Source organism: Pseudoalteromonas sp. S3178, assembly GCF_005886985.1.
Lineage (GTDB): Bacteria > Pseudomonadota > Gammaproteobacteria > Enterobacterales > Alteromonadaceae > Pseudoalteromonas > Pseudoalteromonas carrageenovora.
The window spans coordinates 118,013-133,259 of sequence record NZ_PNCW01000016.1 but is presented as its reverse complement, the minus strand read 5'-3'; the positions used below and the strand labels follow the sequence as shown (position 1 = coordinate 133,259).

At 36.6% G+C, this 15,247-nt stretch carries 15 protein-coding genes and 1 tRNA gene; 2 read left to right on the top strand and 14 right to left on the bottom strand.

The genetic code is table 11. The annotated features are described in order from the left end of the window. Positions 1-720: 720 nt before the first annotated feature. Positions 721-1,998, top strand: a complete 1,278-nt coding sequence (locus CWC11_RS04135) for an AAA family ATPase (RefSeq protein ID WP_138681664.1) — start codon at positions 721-723, stop codon at positions 1,996-1,998. Between the two features lie 35 nt (positions 1,999-2,033). After that, entirely contained in the window at positions 2,034-2,879 is an 846-nt protein-coding gene (locus CWC11_RS04130) for a DUF4435 domain-containing protein (RefSeq protein ID WP_171038388.1), read from the top strand. Positions 2,880-3,151: 272 nt separating this feature from the next. On the opposite strand, the gene CWC11_RS04125 is transcribed toward CWC11_RS04130, so the two are convergent. From CWC11_RS04125 to lgt, 14 genes are all read right to left on the bottom strand, one after another. Further along, positions 3,152-3,226 (bottom strand) — tRNA-Arg (locus tag CWC11_RS04125). Positions 3,227-3,291: 65 nt separating this feature from the next. Further along, positions 3,292-3,960 carry a FlgO family outer membrane protein gene (locus CWC11_RS04120; RefSeq protein ID WP_138681662.1) on the bottom strand — a complete coding sequence of 223 codons (669 nt, stop codon included), beginning with the start codon at positions 3,958-3,960 and terminating at the stop codon, positions 3,292-3,294. 7 nt (positions 3,961-3,967) lie between these two features. Then, positions 3,968-4,660 (bottom strand): FlgO family outer membrane protein, encoded by a 693-nt coding sequence (locus CWC11_RS04115; protein WP_138681661.1) that lies wholly within the window; start codon positions 4,658-4,660, stop codon positions 3,968-3,970. Between the two features lie 13 nt (positions 4,661-4,673). After that, on the bottom strand, positions 4,674-5,267 hold the full coding sequence (locus CWC11_RS04110) for a FlgO family outer membrane protein (protein ID WP_138681660.1): 594 nt from the start codon (positions 5,265-5,267) through the stop codon (positions 4,674-4,676). A 56-nt stretch (positions 5,268-5,323) separates the two neighbouring features. Next, a complete protein-coding gene (locus tag CWC11_RS04105) occupies positions 5,324-5,950 on the bottom strand; it encodes an SPOR domain-containing protein (RefSeq protein WP_138681659.1) in 627 nt (208 codons plus the stop codon). Between the two features lie 10 nt (positions 5,951-5,960). Next, positions 5,961-8,909, bottom strand: a complete 2,949-nt coding sequence (locus CWC11_RS04100) for an MSCRAMM family adhesin SdrC (protein WP_249330644.1) — start codon at positions 8,907-8,909, stop codon at positions 5,961-5,963. Then, positions 8,896-9,726, bottom strand: a complete 831-nt coding sequence (locus CWC11_RS04095) for a fimbrial biogenesis chaperone (RefSeq protein WP_138681658.1) — start codon at positions 9,724-9,726, stop codon at positions 8,896-8,898. Before CWC11_RS04095 ends, CWC11_RS04100 begins: the two co-directional genes overlap by 14 nt. Before the next feature lie 9 nt (positions 9,727-9,735). After that, the gene (locus CWC11_RS04090) at positions 9,736-10,212 is read right to left on the bottom strand and encodes a DUF4402 domain-containing protein (protein ID WP_104643144.1); all 477 of its coding nucleotides are present in this window, start codon (positions 10,210-10,212) and stop codon (positions 9,736-9,738) included. Between the two features lie 3 nt (positions 10,213-10,215). Further along, entirely contained in the window at positions 10,216-10,818 is a 603-nt protein-coding gene (locus CWC11_RS04085) for a DUF4402 domain-containing protein (RefSeq protein ID WP_138681657.1), read from the bottom strand. A gap of 114 nt (positions 10,819-10,932) precedes the next feature. Continuing rightward, the gene (locus CWC11_RS04080) at positions 10,933-11,430 is read right to left on the bottom strand and encodes an SPOR domain-containing protein (protein ID WP_138681656.1); all 498 of its coding nucleotides are present in this window, start codon (positions 11,428-11,430) and stop codon (positions 10,933-10,935) included. A 216-nt stretch (positions 11,431-11,646) separates the two neighbouring features. Then, on the bottom strand, positions 11,647-12,330 hold the full coding sequence (locus CWC11_RS04075; RefSeq protein ID WP_138681655.1) for an SPOR domain-containing protein: 684 nt from the start codon (positions 12,328-12,330) through the stop codon (positions 11,647-11,649). 349 nt (positions 12,331-12,679) lie between these two features. After that, on the bottom strand, positions 12,680-13,558 hold the full coding sequence (galU, locus tag CWC11_RS04070; RefSeq protein ID WP_058548606.1) for a UTP--glucose-1-phosphate uridylyltransferase GalU: 879 nt from the start codon (positions 13,556-13,558) through the stop codon (positions 12,680-12,682). Between the two features lie 20 nt (positions 13,559-13,578). Further along, positions 13,579-14,430 (bottom strand): thymidylate synthase, encoded by an 852-nt coding sequence (locus CWC11_RS04065; protein ID WP_138681654.1) that lies wholly within the window; start codon positions 14,428-14,430, stop codon positions 13,579-13,581. A gap of 9 nt (positions 14,431-14,439) precedes the next feature. Further along, positions 14,440-15,243, bottom strand: a complete 804-nt coding sequence (gene lgt, locus CWC11_RS04060) for a prolipoprotein diacylglyceryl transferase (RefSeq protein ID WP_138681653.1) — start codon at positions 15,241-15,243, stop codon at positions 14,440-14,442. Positions 15,244-15,247 lie beyond the last annotated feature (4 nt).

Here is a 15,247-nt window from a genome sequence, read left to right as displayed (position 1 = left end):
TGGAGTCAGATCAATCAGCTATCAGCTATCAGCTATCAGCTATCAGCTATCAGCTATCAAGATTGTAAAGCGAGTTGATTTATATTTACTCGCTTTTCTTATTTTTAGTTATAAACACTCAAGCGCAATTTAGAAAACAAGCCAATATTCACAATGCTATTACGATGGTGAACTGATACTCAAAGTAAAAGGTTTGTAGTTCGCTGGTAAAGCTGCTTTTACAAGGTAATAGTACTAGGCACTATTCATGGAAGGTAGAAAAGGCATAACCTAAAGCTGATACGAGTTAGCTAAAGCTCCCTACTATTTAAAAAAGAGCTAAAGCTATCACTTTTAAATAAAGCTGTAGTTAAACACAACATTTCAAATAGCTAAAGCTACCTATTGAGCTTTAGCTCATATCAAATACTAAGACAAAGCCAAAAATCACCTTTAGCTGACCACTTGCCAGAATGGCAAAAAGGGTCTTACTTGGAGTTCTGTAAATAACTGTACTAAATGATTTAGCATAAGTGAAAGTTAACATTTTGAATTTTTTCTTAGCTATATCATAAGGAAAGCAACTCTATTCATACCCTAGTTAATAAAAGTTTTTAATACGTTTATCGGTAGTAATAATTGAAATAGTTTGTTATTAATGTATTTCACTTGTGCATTTTTGAGTTTAATGAAATGTACATTTAAATAGTTATCGAACTTATCAAGGACACCGTACTTAAGATGAACTTTATTCAAAAGGTCACAATAAATGGATTTTGGGGAGACAGAGATCTTACTTTTAATTTTAATGAGGATGTTAATTTCCTTATTGGGATAAATGGCTCTGGTAAAACTACCGCAATTAATTTAATTGTAGCAGCCTTGAAAGCTGACTTTTCAGTCCTTGATAAAATTGACTTTGATTCGATATCAATAATTTTAAAAGAATCCAACGGTAGAAAAAAGCCCGAAGTCATTGTTTTAAAAAAAGAGAATAATGGTGTTCCATTTCGAGAGATTGAGTACAGAATAAAAAATAGCGCTAGCGAAAAAGCAGAAATATACTCTCTAGACGAATACGAGGAACACATAAGATTTCGTGATTTTCCAAGACATGTTCTATCTAGAGAAATGCGAAATGTTTACGGCAAAACAATTATAGATCACCTAAATAGAATCACTTCCGTCAGCTGGTTATCAGTCCACAGGGCATCTCCCAGTGAAGAGCGTGATAGAAAATCTTTCGAGTCGACCGTTGATAGAAAGCTTGATGAATTATCCAATCGACTAGTAAGGTACTTTTCAATATTAGGACGGCAGGGTTCTGGTTTATTAGAAAAGTTTCAAGAAGCAATTTTTCTTTCTATGCTAGTAGGAAAAACCCATCAGCGAAGTTTATTTAGAAGAGATACAGAATTAAATATTGAAAGTGAGAAAGAGGCATTAAATGCTATCTTTTCTCAGTTCAAATTAGACGAGAAAAAATATACATCAAGAGTAGATAACCACTTTACAACTTTAACTAAGGCTTCTAAAAAAGTAAGTGAAGGTGATGGTTTATCTAATATAGATGTAGCTGCAATTATATTAAACGATAGAATTGATAGTATTATTGATGACTGGAATATACTTGTTGAAAAACGAAAAGAAATATTTAAACCAAAAGAAACCTTCCTAAGTATAGTCAACGACTTAATGCAAAGAAAAGTATTTTCTATTGATGAAAGAAACGAACTAAAAATAACAACTCAATCAGGAAAAGACTTACCATTAAAACTACTTTCATCTGGTGAAAAGCAATTATTAATTGTTTTAGGAGAAGCGCTTCTACAACAAAATGAAGCTTGTGTATACATAGCCGATGAACCTGAATTATCTTTACATGTAAAATGGCAGGAAAGCCTTGTTGATAACCTATTGAATTTAAATCCTAGAGCTCAAATTATATTTGCTACGCACTCGCCAGATGTTGTTAGTAGGTTTGGCGATAGAGTATTTGATATGGAGAAATTATTTTAATGTCATTTACCAGAACTAACTCAGGGTTGTCCAACATGGCTCTCTTTCACGGAGTTGATATAATAGTTTTTACTGAAGGTGGAGAAATTTCATACCCATTTATCGATATACTAAAAGGTAAGTTTAATGAAACGTCTGTAGATATAAAGTTTTGGTCGGGTATATTTAATACTTATGGCTTCGACAAAGAAGTGGAGTTCAGAGCACTGGGTTCTAAAACAGCTACAAATAAAATTTGCGAACTGCTCTCTGAAGGTAAGATTAGTAATATTGCTGTTGCCAGAGACTCTGATTTAGATGATTTTATTGGCAATAAGGTTCAATGCCCTCACATTTTATATACTAAGGGGTATAGCTGGGAAAATGACGTATATCAGAAAGAGTTGGTAGAAGAACAAATCAAATCAATGATATTTACAAATAAAATAAAAAATGAGTACGTCGAAGCTATTGAAAAGTCATATGCCGAATTTTATAAGCAGGCCTTCAGATTGTTAAAATTAGAAGTACTATTTAGGTCTAGCGGAATAAGGTTGATAACCGATTGCAAAGGCGAAAGGTTTATAAGCGGAAAGTCATTACCTCTTATAAATATGGCGCAAATTCAGACAGTCTTGAATAAGAAGAAGCCTTCATTACCAAGACCCGTTAGCTTACAAGGTATAGCTTTGGATAAGTGTCCAATTACTTTCTCTTATGGGAAATTAAAGGAAGCTTTAGCTCTAGCTAATGTAAATTATATTATTGGAAAGTTGGAGGGAGTTAAATCTTTACCGAAGGATTTGATTGTATCCTCTATGATTGATAGGTATTTCAGGAAATCCGAACAAGTTAAAGACGATTATTATTCTGAAATAATTGGTAACCTAATAGCTGCGTAATCAGACAGTTGTCTAGGGAGTTTAATCAAATAGGTTTCCTTTTATTGAACTCCGATAGCTGTGCTTTTTAGATGAATATTAAAAATCGAAGTAATATCAGTATTAAAAAGCTACTTAGCTCTTTAATAGGTTGATGAATCAAGTATGAAAATAAATTTTTAAAATATTTTTCATTAGCAAATTAACTGGCGTGAATTTAGTTTGCAGCGCTACATATGTGCTACACAGGAAAGACAACAGCTGATATTGAAATTGTAACCTATTGATTTAATTGGTAGCCCCTGCAAGAATCGAACTTGCAACTGCCCCTTAGGAGGGGGCCGTTATATCCATTTAACTAAGAGGCCACATCGAGCTTACAGCTTACAAAATTATAACGGCATCTTGTTTTTCATATCAAGCTAAAATTAACTTAATTGCTTGATAAATATATATCTTCTTTGTTTAGTACATAAAGCGGGATGAGTTTTCTACTAGTGGCAACTACATGCTTGCTGTGCACGTTTATAACGCGGGTATTTACTGCTACGCCATTTGGACGGTAAATTAAAGTGCCTGCTAATACGTAGTTGGCCATGCTGCTTTCACTCAGTTTTTCTATATCGCGAGATAATACAAAGTCACCTCGGTTTGATACATCAATAGAATTCATAGCTTTGAAGTCAACAACACCGTAACCAAATTTTTGCAGCTGATGAATAAAGCTCTCAGCTATTTGATTCCCTAATTGATTACTTTTATTGAGCGATGCGTCTAAATCTACAATGGTTGTTACCGCTATATTAATGCTGTTGTTATCTTGTGCTTCAGACTCAAGCGTGTCAACTAAATCAAGTGCCATTTGTTCAACGTAATTAACAAGCGTTTTATGATGTTTAAGAGGCACAAACGCACTGCTATCTTGAGGTTCTGAAATTTTCTCGGCCTGTACTGACTGTAGCATCCTGGTCAAATCGTAATTTGGGGTATTATCAACCGGCGTAATAACCTCTACAGATTCGTTATTTTGAATAATTGAGCAACCGGCTAAGGTTAAAAGTGTGGCTAAGCCTATTGCGCTATTTAAATATTTAAAATGCATTTTGGCCTCACTTACTAGCTTGTTTTAGCATTATTCCATCAGTGCGATAGCTACTGTTAAGTGCATCAACAACTGATTGCGGAATAAAACCTTGCGCACTACCTACCACTGCCTTGCTTTGTATACCCACTACACGCGCATTTACTAATACGCCACCTTGATGGCTTACTAACGTACCTGCTAATACATAATTAAAGTTTTGATCTTGGTTTAGCTCCAAGTAATCACGGCTAAATACAAAATCACCATCGGGCGTTACACGCATGTAATCGGTTGTTTTAAAATCGATAACCGGCACACCAAAGCTATGCAGTTCATGCATAAAGCTTTCGGCTATTTGATTACCAAGTAAGCTACCATCGCTATAGTCGTCATCTAAAAATACAAAACTAGATACAGCAAGCGGTGTTTTGTCGTTCACATATTGAAGGTTTTCGACCATGTCTTGCATTATACCGCGCACATAATGATTTATATTTTTTCGCTTTGCAGGCGCGCTTTTAGTGTAGTTACTTTGCTGGTTCAAGTTAGATTGAAATAGCGCTGTATTAGTCTCTGGAGCATTTACCGTACGTTGGTTAGATACCAACTGAGCTGAATTATCTTGCTCTACTGGTTTTGGCTCTGGGCTTAGCGAATCTAACATTTGCGTACAGCCAAAGCCTAATGGCAAACATAGGGTAATTAATAGGTTTCTCATGGTGTGCTCCTGATTAATATTCGCTGCGGTACAAAGACCCGTCACGCTGCTGAATTTTTTCATTTCCCCACATTACATTTATAGGGATCTCTGTACTGCCCGCCGACAAAACTTGCTTGTTTTCAATATTAACGAGCCGAGCATTAACAATATAGGCATGCTGCTGACGAGTCACTGTGCCGGTGAGCACTAAGTCAATATTTTGGCGATTGCGTAATTTACTTAAGTCGCGGCTTAAAATGCTGTCTGCATTTTGCGCTAAAATTAGATTGTTTCCGAGGCGGTACTCAACTGTATGATAGCCAAGCTGGGTAAACTGGGTTAATAAGCTTTCTTGAATTTGCAAGCTCAAGCCCGATGCTTGCCCTGTTACTAGCTTTGTATCTAATGCATCTGCGTAATAAAAGCTACTTACACCAATGCGCGCATTGGCATTTAAAGCCCCATTTACTTGGTTAAGTTGTGAGGTTAAATTAACCATGTACTCGTTAACAGTATAAGGTGCCATTGCCGCTTTAGGGGCGTCAGTCGGTATGCTCGGCTCCTCAGGCGGAACCAAGTTACAAGCTGTTAAATTTAACAATACTAAAGGCAGTAAAAGGCGCATAGTTGCCGTCCTCTTTAAAACATAATGAGGATAAAGCAATTATTATGCCTACTTATTTAATCTAATATGAAGGGCTGTTCAACATAATAACTAACTATACAATTTACACTTTGGCTCTTTAGTTTTTGACAATCAGCTGTCGCGTTTTCTTTACTTATATATGCACCTAGCTTTAAACGATTATACATTACGCCTTTAACATTAATTGTTTCAACATTTATAACGTAATTAGATTCAAGTAGTGCGGGGATCTTTTTTTGTAACTGCTTAAACGCAGAAGCTAATTGCTCTTTGTGAGTAATTGATAGCACTTGTAAAGCAAACTTTGGAGCACTTTTGTTATTATCGTTAGAGTTAAATCTGTTAGTTTTAGGCTCTTTATCAACCACTTTTTTTTCTTGCTTTAATGCTGAGGTATTTTCTTCCTTTACCTTTGCAATAGTATTTAATTGCGATATTAATAAGCTTAGGTCTTCTTCAATAAGCAGTAAACGAGATAGTTCGGGCTTCATATTTTGCCATTGTTCAGAGCTCTTTTTTAGCTCATCAAGTTCTTGTGCCGTTATTTTTATATAACTTTTTTCATTTTTAGTATTTTCATTCTCATCAATTACCTTATTGCTAGCACAGCCATAACTTAATAATACCGCACTAATTAAACAAATAACTTTAGCCCTTTTCATCCTAATTCCTTTAATGGAGTATTTTGTGTTTTTCCACAGTGCACTTAAGCCCTTGCGCTTTTATTGCGTTGCATACAGAGATAAGATCTGGCGAAATTTCTTTTGCATACCCTAACGCTAAAATGAACTTATTTTTAACTTTATCATGTATATAAAAAGCTTTTTTGTGCTCTATTTTTGGTGCTATCAATTGGTAATAAATTTTTAATATGTTTAACGAGCTAAAACTCCCCGCATTAGCAATAGCGCCTGTTATTTCGCTAAGGGCTTTTAATGTAAGATCAACCCCCATTACAACATCACCCTCTGGCGGCAATGACACAGTGACATTTTGGGTGCTTTTTAGCTTCTTGCGTTGTTTATATTCATCATTTATAACCGCTTTATATTGCCCAGGTTTTAAATCTGTAAATAAATAATAACCATCATATGCAGCTTGAGCTTGCGCAATTTGTTCACCTTTTTTATTCAACAGTGAAACACTCGCAAACGGTTGAACTTGAATATCATCACCTTTTTGCTGATAAACAACCCCCTCCACTTCACTTGCATTATTTAATGCAAAGTCCATGTATTCTACAAAACCAGCTCGAGGCGTTATAGAAAAGCCATCATTAGCGGGAATTATAAATGGATTTTCAAAGCTATCTCTATCAAGTATTATGTCTGTCGTTCGGTTTGCAGGCATTGAAGTTAATAGCGCAATACCATGTTCATCTGTAATTGCTTGACGGTAATTATGAACTCCTTTGACTTTAACGCCGGCGATCCCGCGCTCGTCATCATCCATAATACCGTTATTGTTTTGATCTAAAAATACTCTTAGCATTAAGCTACCCGTGTTAGTTAAGCTGCGCTTAGAGATAAAATATGTATTGTTTTCTACATCAAACCCGAGACTAAAACGACTGTAAATGCCAAGTCGCCAATCATCATTACTATTGTAATTTACGTTACTTGTTAAGCTTAATTTGTCACTTTGCCAGTTGAGGCCTAATTCAGCCGATTGAATATTGTTACTGAGTGAGTCAGTTAAAGTAAGTTCTGCTTGTAAGTCTCTGCTCAGGTTACGGCTAAACTCTGCCTCATAACTTACAATTTCACTTACTGGTGATAACCTATAATCAACACCAAACCTTGTGTAAGTTCTACCAAAGCGTTTTTGAAAACGTGTTGTTCCAAATGTGCTCTTGAAGCTATTATCTTGTTGCCATAGTAATTGGTTACTTAATGCAAAGCCCGAATACGAATAATTTAATTGGTTGCGTACTTGTTTAAAACGCCCTCTGGTATCACTATCGTCATATAAAAAGTTATTTTGATAAGAAAGTCGCCCATAAATATTATTCATTAGCCCACCAGCTAAATTTATTTGATAACTGTTAAAATCTTGCTGTTGTTCGTCGGTGCGGTTAGAGGTACTAAAAAGTAGTGATTGTTCGGCAAGTTGAGTTCGAGCTGTAAATTCGAATTCTCGTTCATTTTTATTATTTCTTTCAATGTTTGCATTTAATAATAACCGGTCAAACACACTTATATTGGTACCAAAAGCATATTTGAGTAAATCATCATCTGAGTTTTTTTTACCGAACGCTGCCGAGTAAACAGATACGTTATTAGTAAGCCCTTGTTCGTACCTCCCTGCAACTTGCCACCCCTGCTCTTGTGAATTAAAAACATTATTATTTAGTAGCTGCTTACCTTGTTCAGTAACTGATAATTCATAGTTGCCTTGCCCTTCTTTGAGCTGATTTCCATCTACAAAGTAATAGTCACTTTTGCGCTCAACTTGCCCTTGGGGACCATAAAAAATAAGCTCAAAGTTATTAGCTCCAAATAATAAATCTATGTCATCAAAAATATATCGACCATCTGCGAGGCTCAGCTGCTGATCTATTAATATTTCATTACGGTACAACTCTACATCCCAACCAGGCTGGATAGCACCACTTAAATTAATTTGATTATTAACTATTATTTTATTAGTTACATTATTAGACACTTTAATGCCACGAGCATACTGGCTGTTATAGTTATTACCTACTTGAGTTGCTATTACATCACCAAAAGATATTTCTGTTGGCATAAAGCCATTTTCTATGTTTTTGTCTAAATTTTGCTTTGTAAACGTTAACCTAGAATTGGTTAGTAAATCAGTACTTCGACCTGCCAAAAAATACTCAGCCGATAAATAAGCAAAATCCTGCGTTCCTAAAAGGGAATAGTTTGTGGAATGTTTATCATCGCTTGCGGTAAAGTTTAACTGTAAATCAGCCACTGGGGAGGATAGTGCCTGATAAGGGCTTGCTTTCCAGGGAAGCGTTGGTGGCGACTTTTTATTAGCTGATTTAAAATTACGTGATTGCCTGTACCTTTGTAACTCAACTGGAAGCGGTATTTCTGAACTAATAAATAGCTCTAAATCTGGGTAATCAATATTAAACTCTAGATTTAAAACACTATGTAAGCTTTCAATATCTACATAAATATCATCTTCAATAGTAATTTGGTTTTTTGCTAAAAAATAGCTTTGAGAAGAGCTAGTAAATACTGCCGGAGTAACAACAGCATTAAAGGAAAGTGGTTGTTGGTTTGCTCCAACGCCTTGAGCTGTTCGATTGCTTACATCTACATTCATGGCAAATTGTAATATATCAAACAGGTCACTTAAACTAACATGCACACTTTGGGCGCTCTTAATAGCGGCAACTTCACCTAGATAGTATGAGTTTAAATGAAGTGAGAGTATTAATAACTCCCCAGTTGCTATACGCTGCTGGGGACTTTCTTTAGCGGCGTTATAATCGTTTAGCTCAACGGATTTAGTTAGCTTTAGTTCAATTGTGCGTATTGTTGTTAAAGCATCCTCTACCGAAGCACCTTTGTTGGCATTTGCACAAGTGCTAAGCAGAGCGCTAATGCCTACAAATATTACACACAATAATTTATTTAGCTTCATTCACTGTTAATACATTAAGTGATTGTGATGTTAAAGGAAGCGTGTATTGTGCAAATTCAAGATCTTTATACTCCTGACTTCCTTCATATTTAAAAATAACTTTGCCTGTTTTATCTAAATTTTTTTCACTAAATAAGCTAAGCGTTACGAACGCGTTGTTTACTTCGGGATAAATACTTAAATTGCCAATTTCTGCAATTTTAACTTGCTCATTATCACCATCAACAAAGTAAGCACTTAATTTTCCATAGCTACTAAACTTACCCTCTCGGTTTATATTTAGTAAAAACTGAGGGCATTTATTACTTTTATTTAAAACTAATTGAGCTTGTTCAATGACTACATTAGGTTGTTGCATGTCTTTACGTAACAGAATAGGAATACTATAACTCATAATCATATTTACTTTTATAGAGCTTGTTTTATTAGTATTTTCACCTGGGAGGGCCTGAAACAATAAGTGAGAACGGTACTCACCAGAAACTAAGTTTTTAGGCTTACGTATTGCGATTTTTACTGTTTGCTTTTCACCTGGGGCTAAACGCATTTGTTTTGGTGACAACCGCGCCATTGTACTTAAACTTTCATTAGTAGGCTCTGCTAATTGTATATAACCGCCCGTTGGCTGCGCTTGCTTTTCGCTCCACAAAACACGATATGTTTGATATTTATCACCCGTATTAATTACGGTAACTTTAGCCGTTCTTTGGCGCTCATCAAAACTAATACGAGTTGGAGAAATAAGTAAATTTGCATGTGCACTTTTCCCTATAGTACATACACTCAGTGCAAGCAGCACAACAACTTTATAAAACATGTTTTTCCTTTAGTAATCAATCGTAATTTCTAATTGTGTGTCGGTAATAAAGCTACCATCTAAGTAACCTTGGCTTGTCCCTGTAGTAATTAAACGGCCACCTACTTTAAGTAAAAGCTCTCCAAATTCATCGCTAGCTTGCGTTCTAGGTAAGTCCACTAGGACCACCGAAAACTTAGCACTATTCGATCCTAGCGCTTCGCTTTGCAATGTTGAATCACTTGTTTTATTAAACGAAACTTGAGTAAGAGGAGGTAAGCCAGTAAACAAAAGCTCTGCGGGGTTCCCCTCGGCTAAAACATAAATACTACCAAATGTAGTAGTTTCACCTTCATGATTAATAGTTATAGAGCTTAAGGTATTATTTTGAGGAATAACTAAAGTGCCAAAATTGAGAGGCTCTTGCTGTATGCTATCGCAATAGACCGACTTACTAAAAATCAGCAATAGCGAAGCATACAAAAAGCGCATTATTTGCTTAAGCACTTATCAATAAGACACTTCAATATTGAAGCTACCTGAATACTCACCATCAGGATAATCCACACTTGATACACTTGACGAAGTAGACAACTTTGCGCCTATATTAAATGATACAGCGCCGTCAGCTCCAGCTTGTAAGTTAGGAGTTGCCTGCGTATAAAGCGCCCCCGCATTTGTTCCACTTGTTATAAAATATGTCCAAGAATCGACAGTGAAGTCAGGCTCATTTACCCCCTGTCCTGCAGAAGACACTATTAAGGTATTTACAGGATCAGTAATAGTTAAAATTGAATTAGGTACTACATCAGACACACTAAAACCCGCAGCCTCACCATCCTCTATTACTGAAATAGTTGCAGCATTACTAACGGGGTTTGACTGCGTAGAAACAGGGCTTGCGTCAGGGTCTGGATTAACCACAAGTGTAGCTTGTTCGCCACCTGTTGGATCTGCAATAGCACGAATAGTACCAAAACTTAAATCGTTATCTTTTGTAAGAACAACCGCATTTTGTACCGTTACTTTTGCTTCAAATGATTCTGTTGCTGCAAACGAGCTAAACGAACTGACCGCTGTAACTACAGCTAGTGTAGATAAATAAAACTTCATACTAAATCCTTATGAGAAAATGGGCCTTATTAAATTTTGCCCAACTGTAATTAGTATCGACTTCTAATTCAAATACTTTAATACTATATAAGCTCAAAAGGCTTAGTTTATCAATTATATTGGCTTTCCTATAAATGCAGCGATATCACACGCTTGATCTAATTGATTTACTAAATAACAAAACATGCTTACCTCAGCATTACTTTTAAACGGTCCTACACGTAACCCATACAACGTAATATTGCTTTTTTTGTTCTCAAACACTGCAAAACTAAATTGAGAAAATGCATTAGGATAAAACGCCTTAAGCTTTGTAACTTTCGCAATCGCAAAATCAGGATTTAAATACCAACCGAGTTGAGCCCCTATTTTAGACTCATCTATTAAATTAAGATCTAAATTCTGAGGGGTAGATAATTTAGCCTCAGAAAGAGAATTTACTGTAGTAGGTTCAAGAGGTTTTACAGCTTCGTTGCTATAGGTAATATCTGGTTTTTTTTGGGTTAATAAAGGTGGGTTTTCACTCAATTCGCTTTGAGAAGATAACGCCATAATTAGCAGCTGTAAATCCGCTTCCATAGCAGTTAATTTGGCGATGCTATCTTGCTGCATATGCCACTGCGATACGAACTCTTTGACCTGTTTGTCTGTTATTAAGGTATGTTGCGTGCTTTCTTGTTTAATCGTCGCACTAGTACATCCATAAAGACCAAAAGGTATAAGTAAAGTTAGTATTAAATGAAAATTCCTAAAACAGCGCATTAAAAGTACTCAGACAACCTAGATAACATCTCAAAGCAAATTATGCGCCACTTTCAATAAATTTAGTTACAACTTAATAGGCTTATCTGTGTAATTACTTACTATGCAATCAAGCTTATATAGCTTAAATACGTCACAGTCAGCTTTTGCATTTTTAAAGTTTTGGTAAGAGCCTAGTTTTAGCCTGTAAAAAGTTTTGTTATTTATTTTTGCGGTTTCTACATTTGTCAGTATTTTGTCTCTAAATAATGGGGCTGCTTTGGTATTTAGCTCTTTCCATGCTTTTGCTACACCGTTTTGCGAATCAACAGAGGCAACCTGTAATGCAAATACATGTTTAGGTGTATTTAATTTAACAGCTTGCTTTTTATTGCTGTAGTTTTGCTTTACCTGTCGCGGGCGCGATTGCGTACTGCGGGCATTGCGTGGCGAGCGTACTGACTTACTGCTATAGCCTTGGTTAGACTGGGCTATAGCTTTGCTGTTTATAATGTCTATATGGTTTACTAAATAAGTTATTTCTTTTTCTAATTTTAAAATGCGCTCAATACCCGCTCGGGCTTGTTGCCATTGCATGGCGGCATCTTTTAGCTGAGCAAGCTCTAGGGCAGTAATAGATACGTAGTCTGGTGTGTTAGTTTGCGGTGTGTTGCTTGTTTTTATTTCAGGCGTAACACTGCATGCTGTGCCAAATAAAAGCATCAGCAAGCTAAGTGATAGCCCAATGTTATTTTTTTTATGTATAAACATGTATTTGTTGTCCTGAAAGTAGTGCCTTTACACTTACATTTCAGTTAAACATTCTCACAAGAAAGCGTTTAACTTTATTAAGCTTTGAGCTATTAACTTAGCTCTTCGTATGCTTTTTTATGTTTTATAAAACACAATATTGCATACTCCACCCCTTCCTTGAGAGCATTATTTAATACAAATTTAATGCCAGTTAACTTAAACTTTACAACATAAATTACAATCTGTCTGTAATGTCCCTAAAACATTTCTGTTTTTGAGCTTTCTTATTAATACATATTTATTCTAATGAATAAGTATAAAAAAAGGCGCCAAATAGGCGCCTTAAGGTATTAAATAAAATAACTAATTAAATTAGTGTTTTAATAAATGATTTGAGTTCACCTGCAAATTCATCGCGGCGTAGTGCAAATTCAATCGTTGCTTTTAAGTAACCTATTTTACTACCACAATCGTGACTACGGCCTTTAATTGCATAAGCATCAACTTTTTCATGCTCCATTAGCATTGCAATGGCATCTGTTAGCTGAATTTCGTTGCCTGCCCCTTGAGGTGTTTTAGCAAGTAATGGCCAAATATTTTCACTTAATACATAACGCCCTACTACAGCTAAGTTAGAAGGAGCTTGATCAACAGGCGGTTTTTCTACCATGTTTGTAATGGGTGAGCTTTCCCCTTGCTGTAAGTCAACATCGCCTAAATCAACCACACCAAACTTATCTACTTCATCCATTGGCACTGGCTCAACCATTATTTGGCTGTGTTTTGTTTGCTCAAAATGAGCAATCATTTCAGCTAGGTTGTCTTTTTTTAGGTCGCTTTCTACGTCATCAATAATTACATCTGGCAAAATTACAACAAACGGTTCGTTACCAATAATTGGCGCCGCACAGTTGATTGCGTGGCCTAAGCCTTTAGCTTCACCTTGGCGTACGTGAATAATAGTGACGTCTTTAGGGCAAATAGCCTGCACTTCGGCAAGTAATTGCCGCTTAACACGTTTTTCTAATGTGGCCTCTAGTTCAAAGCTTGTATCAAAATGGTTTTCGATAGAATTTTTACTTGAGTGAGTTACAAGTACTATTTCTTTAATTCCTGCTGCTACCGCTTCATTTACTACATATTGAATAAGTGGACGGTCTACTATTGGTAGCATTTCTTTAGGGATTGCTTTTGTGGCAGGTAACATACGAGTACCTAAGCCCGCTACTGGGATCACTGCTTTCATTTTAGTTTTCCTTAATCTTTTTATACTGAAAATGGATACTGAATCGGTTCGTGGCTTTGATAGCCCGTTACTTCAAAGTCATCACGCGTTACCCACGTTTCTATATCTTCTAACGTTTTTATTTTTGGGTTAATTGCTAGTTTAGGCGATTCGAACGGTTCGCGCTTTAATTGCACGTCTCGCATTAGTTCTAGTTGGTTTTCGTAAATATGGGCGTTAGCAATTTTATGATACGCCTTACCTGCTTTATGGCCGGTAATTTGAGCTACCAATGCAAGTAAAACAAAACACTGAATTTGATTGAAATTCAAGCCCAGTGGCACATCACAGCTGCGCTGATACGATGTTAAATATAGCGTGTCACCAAGCAGGGAAAAAGTATGCGTGTGCATACATGGGCGCAAACAACCAAGCTCAAATTCGCCGGGGTTATAAAAAGTAACGATTTCCCCTCTATCATCAATACCATTTTTTAAGTTATTAATAACTTTAGCAAGCTGATCGAGCGTTGAACCATCTGGTCGCTGCCATCCGCGGCCTTGTACGCCGTAGACGCGGCCCATGTCGTCTTCACCTTTACGGTTAGGGTTATTAAGCCATGCGCCGTTGTCGTTAGCATTTGCATCCCAAGTTTTACAACCAATATTACGAAACTGCTCTGCACTATCGTAACCACGTAAATACCCTAATAACTCAGCAATCGCTGCTTTGTAGTAGCTTTTACGCGTGGTGATCATAGGAAACTTATTATTCGCTACGTCGTACTCTAAATCAGCGTTTATAACTGTTAAACAGCGCGTTCCTGTACGTTTATTTTCTACCCACTGGCCTTCGTCAACAATACGCTGACATAATTCTAAATATTGTTTCATGCTGTTTTATTATGCCTTAGCTGCTTTAACTTGTTGTGGTTGTTTGTATGCCCAAATTAATAAACCTAAACCACCCACAATCATAGGAAGTGATAATATTTGCCCCATCGAAATAAAGTCAGCAAACAGCCCTAGTTGCGCATCTGGTTGGCGAAAGTACTCAATGCAGAACCTAAATACGCCATAACCTAGTAAAAATACACCCGCTACACTACCCGCTGGACGCGGTTTTTTAATAAACCATTGCAGGATTAAAAAGAGTACTAGGCCTTCAAAAAATGCTTCATATAATTGTGATGGATGACGCGCAAGTGGCCCGCCTGTAGGAAATACCATAGCCCAAGGCACATCGGTCACTCGACCCCACAGCTCGCCATTAATAAAGTTACCTATTCTTCCAGCTAGTAAACCAACAGGTACAAGCGGAGCAACAAAATCGCCAACTTGAAGCAATGATTTTTTGCGTGTCCACGAGAAAACGGCTACGGCTGTTATAACTCCCAGCGTGCCGCCATGGAAAGACATACCACCTTGATCTATTCTAAATAAATAAAGCGGGTTTTCTATAAAGTAACTAAACTGATAAAACAATACATAACCAATACGCCCACCAAGAATTACCCCTAGCATGCCATAAAATAGTAAGTCGCTTACCTGCTCTTTTGTCCAACCTGAATTAGGTTTTGCAGCTTGACGATTAGCGAACCACATCGCAAACGCAAAACCAATTAAATACATTAACCCGTACCAACGTACGCTTAGCGGCCCAACAGAAAAAATTATTGGATCAATTTGAGGAAACTCAAGTGCCATAAAA

What these genes read in the sequence shown, in the direction of transcription:
- CWC11_RS04105 (WP_138681659.1), bottom strand. Translation starts at nt 5,950, where the DNA reads ATGAAAAGGGCTAAAGTTATTTGTTTAATTAGTGCGGTATTATTAAGT.
- CWC11_RS04130 (WP_171038388.1), top strand. Translation starts at nt 2,034, where the DNA reads ATGGCTCTCTTTCACGGAGTTGATATAATAGTTTTTACTGAAGGTGGA.
- galU (WP_058548606.1), bottom strand. Translation starts at nt 13,558, where the DNA reads ATGAAAGCAGTGATCCCAGTAGCGGGCTTAGGTACTCGTATGTTACCT.
- CWC11_RS04080 (WP_138681656.1), bottom strand. Translation starts at nt 11,430, where the DNA reads ATGCAGCAAGATAGCATCGCCAAATTAACTGCTATGGAAGCGGATTTA.
- CWC11_RS04135 (WP_138681664.1), top strand. Translation starts at nt 721, where the DNA reads ATGAACTTTATTCAAAAGGTCACAATAAATGGATTTTGGGGAGACAGA.
- CWC11_RS04120 (WP_138681662.1), bottom strand. Translation starts at nt 3,960, where the DNA reads ATGCATTTTAAATATTTAAATAGCGCAATAGGCTTAGCCACACTTTTA.
- CWC11_RS04085 (WP_138681657.1), bottom strand. Translation starts at nt 10,818, where the DNA reads ATGAAGTTTTATTTATCTACACTAGCTGTAGTTACAGCGGTCAGTTCG.
- CWC11_RS04075 (WP_138681655.1), bottom strand. Translation starts at nt 12,330, where the DNA reads ATGTTTATACATAAAAAAAATAACATTGGGCTATCACTTAGCTTGCTG.
- lgt (WP_138681653.1), bottom strand. Translation starts at nt 15,243, where the DNA reads ATGGCACTTGAGTTTCCTCAAATTGATCCAATAATTTTTTCTGTTGGG.
- CWC11_RS04110 (WP_138681660.1), bottom strand. Translation starts at nt 5,267, where the DNA reads ATGCGCCTTTTACTGCCTTTAGTATTGTTAAATTTAACAGCTTGTAAC.
- CWC11_RS04095 (WP_138681658.1), bottom strand. Translation starts at nt 9,726, where the DNA reads ATGTTTTATAAAGTTGTTGTGCTGCTTGCACTGAGTGTATGTACTATA.
- CWC11_RS04065 (WP_138681654.1), bottom strand. Translation starts at nt 14,430, where the DNA reads ATGAAACAATATTTAGAATTATGTCAGCGTATTGTTGACGAAGGCCAG.
- CWC11_RS04115 (WP_138681661.1), bottom strand. Translation starts at nt 4,660, where the DNA reads ATGAGAAACCTATTAATTACCCTATGTTTGCCATTAGGCTTTGGCTGT.
- CWC11_RS04100 (WP_249330644.1), bottom strand. Translation starts at nt 8,909, where the DNA reads ATGAAGCTAAATAAATTATTGTGTGTAATATTTGTAGGCATTAGCGCT.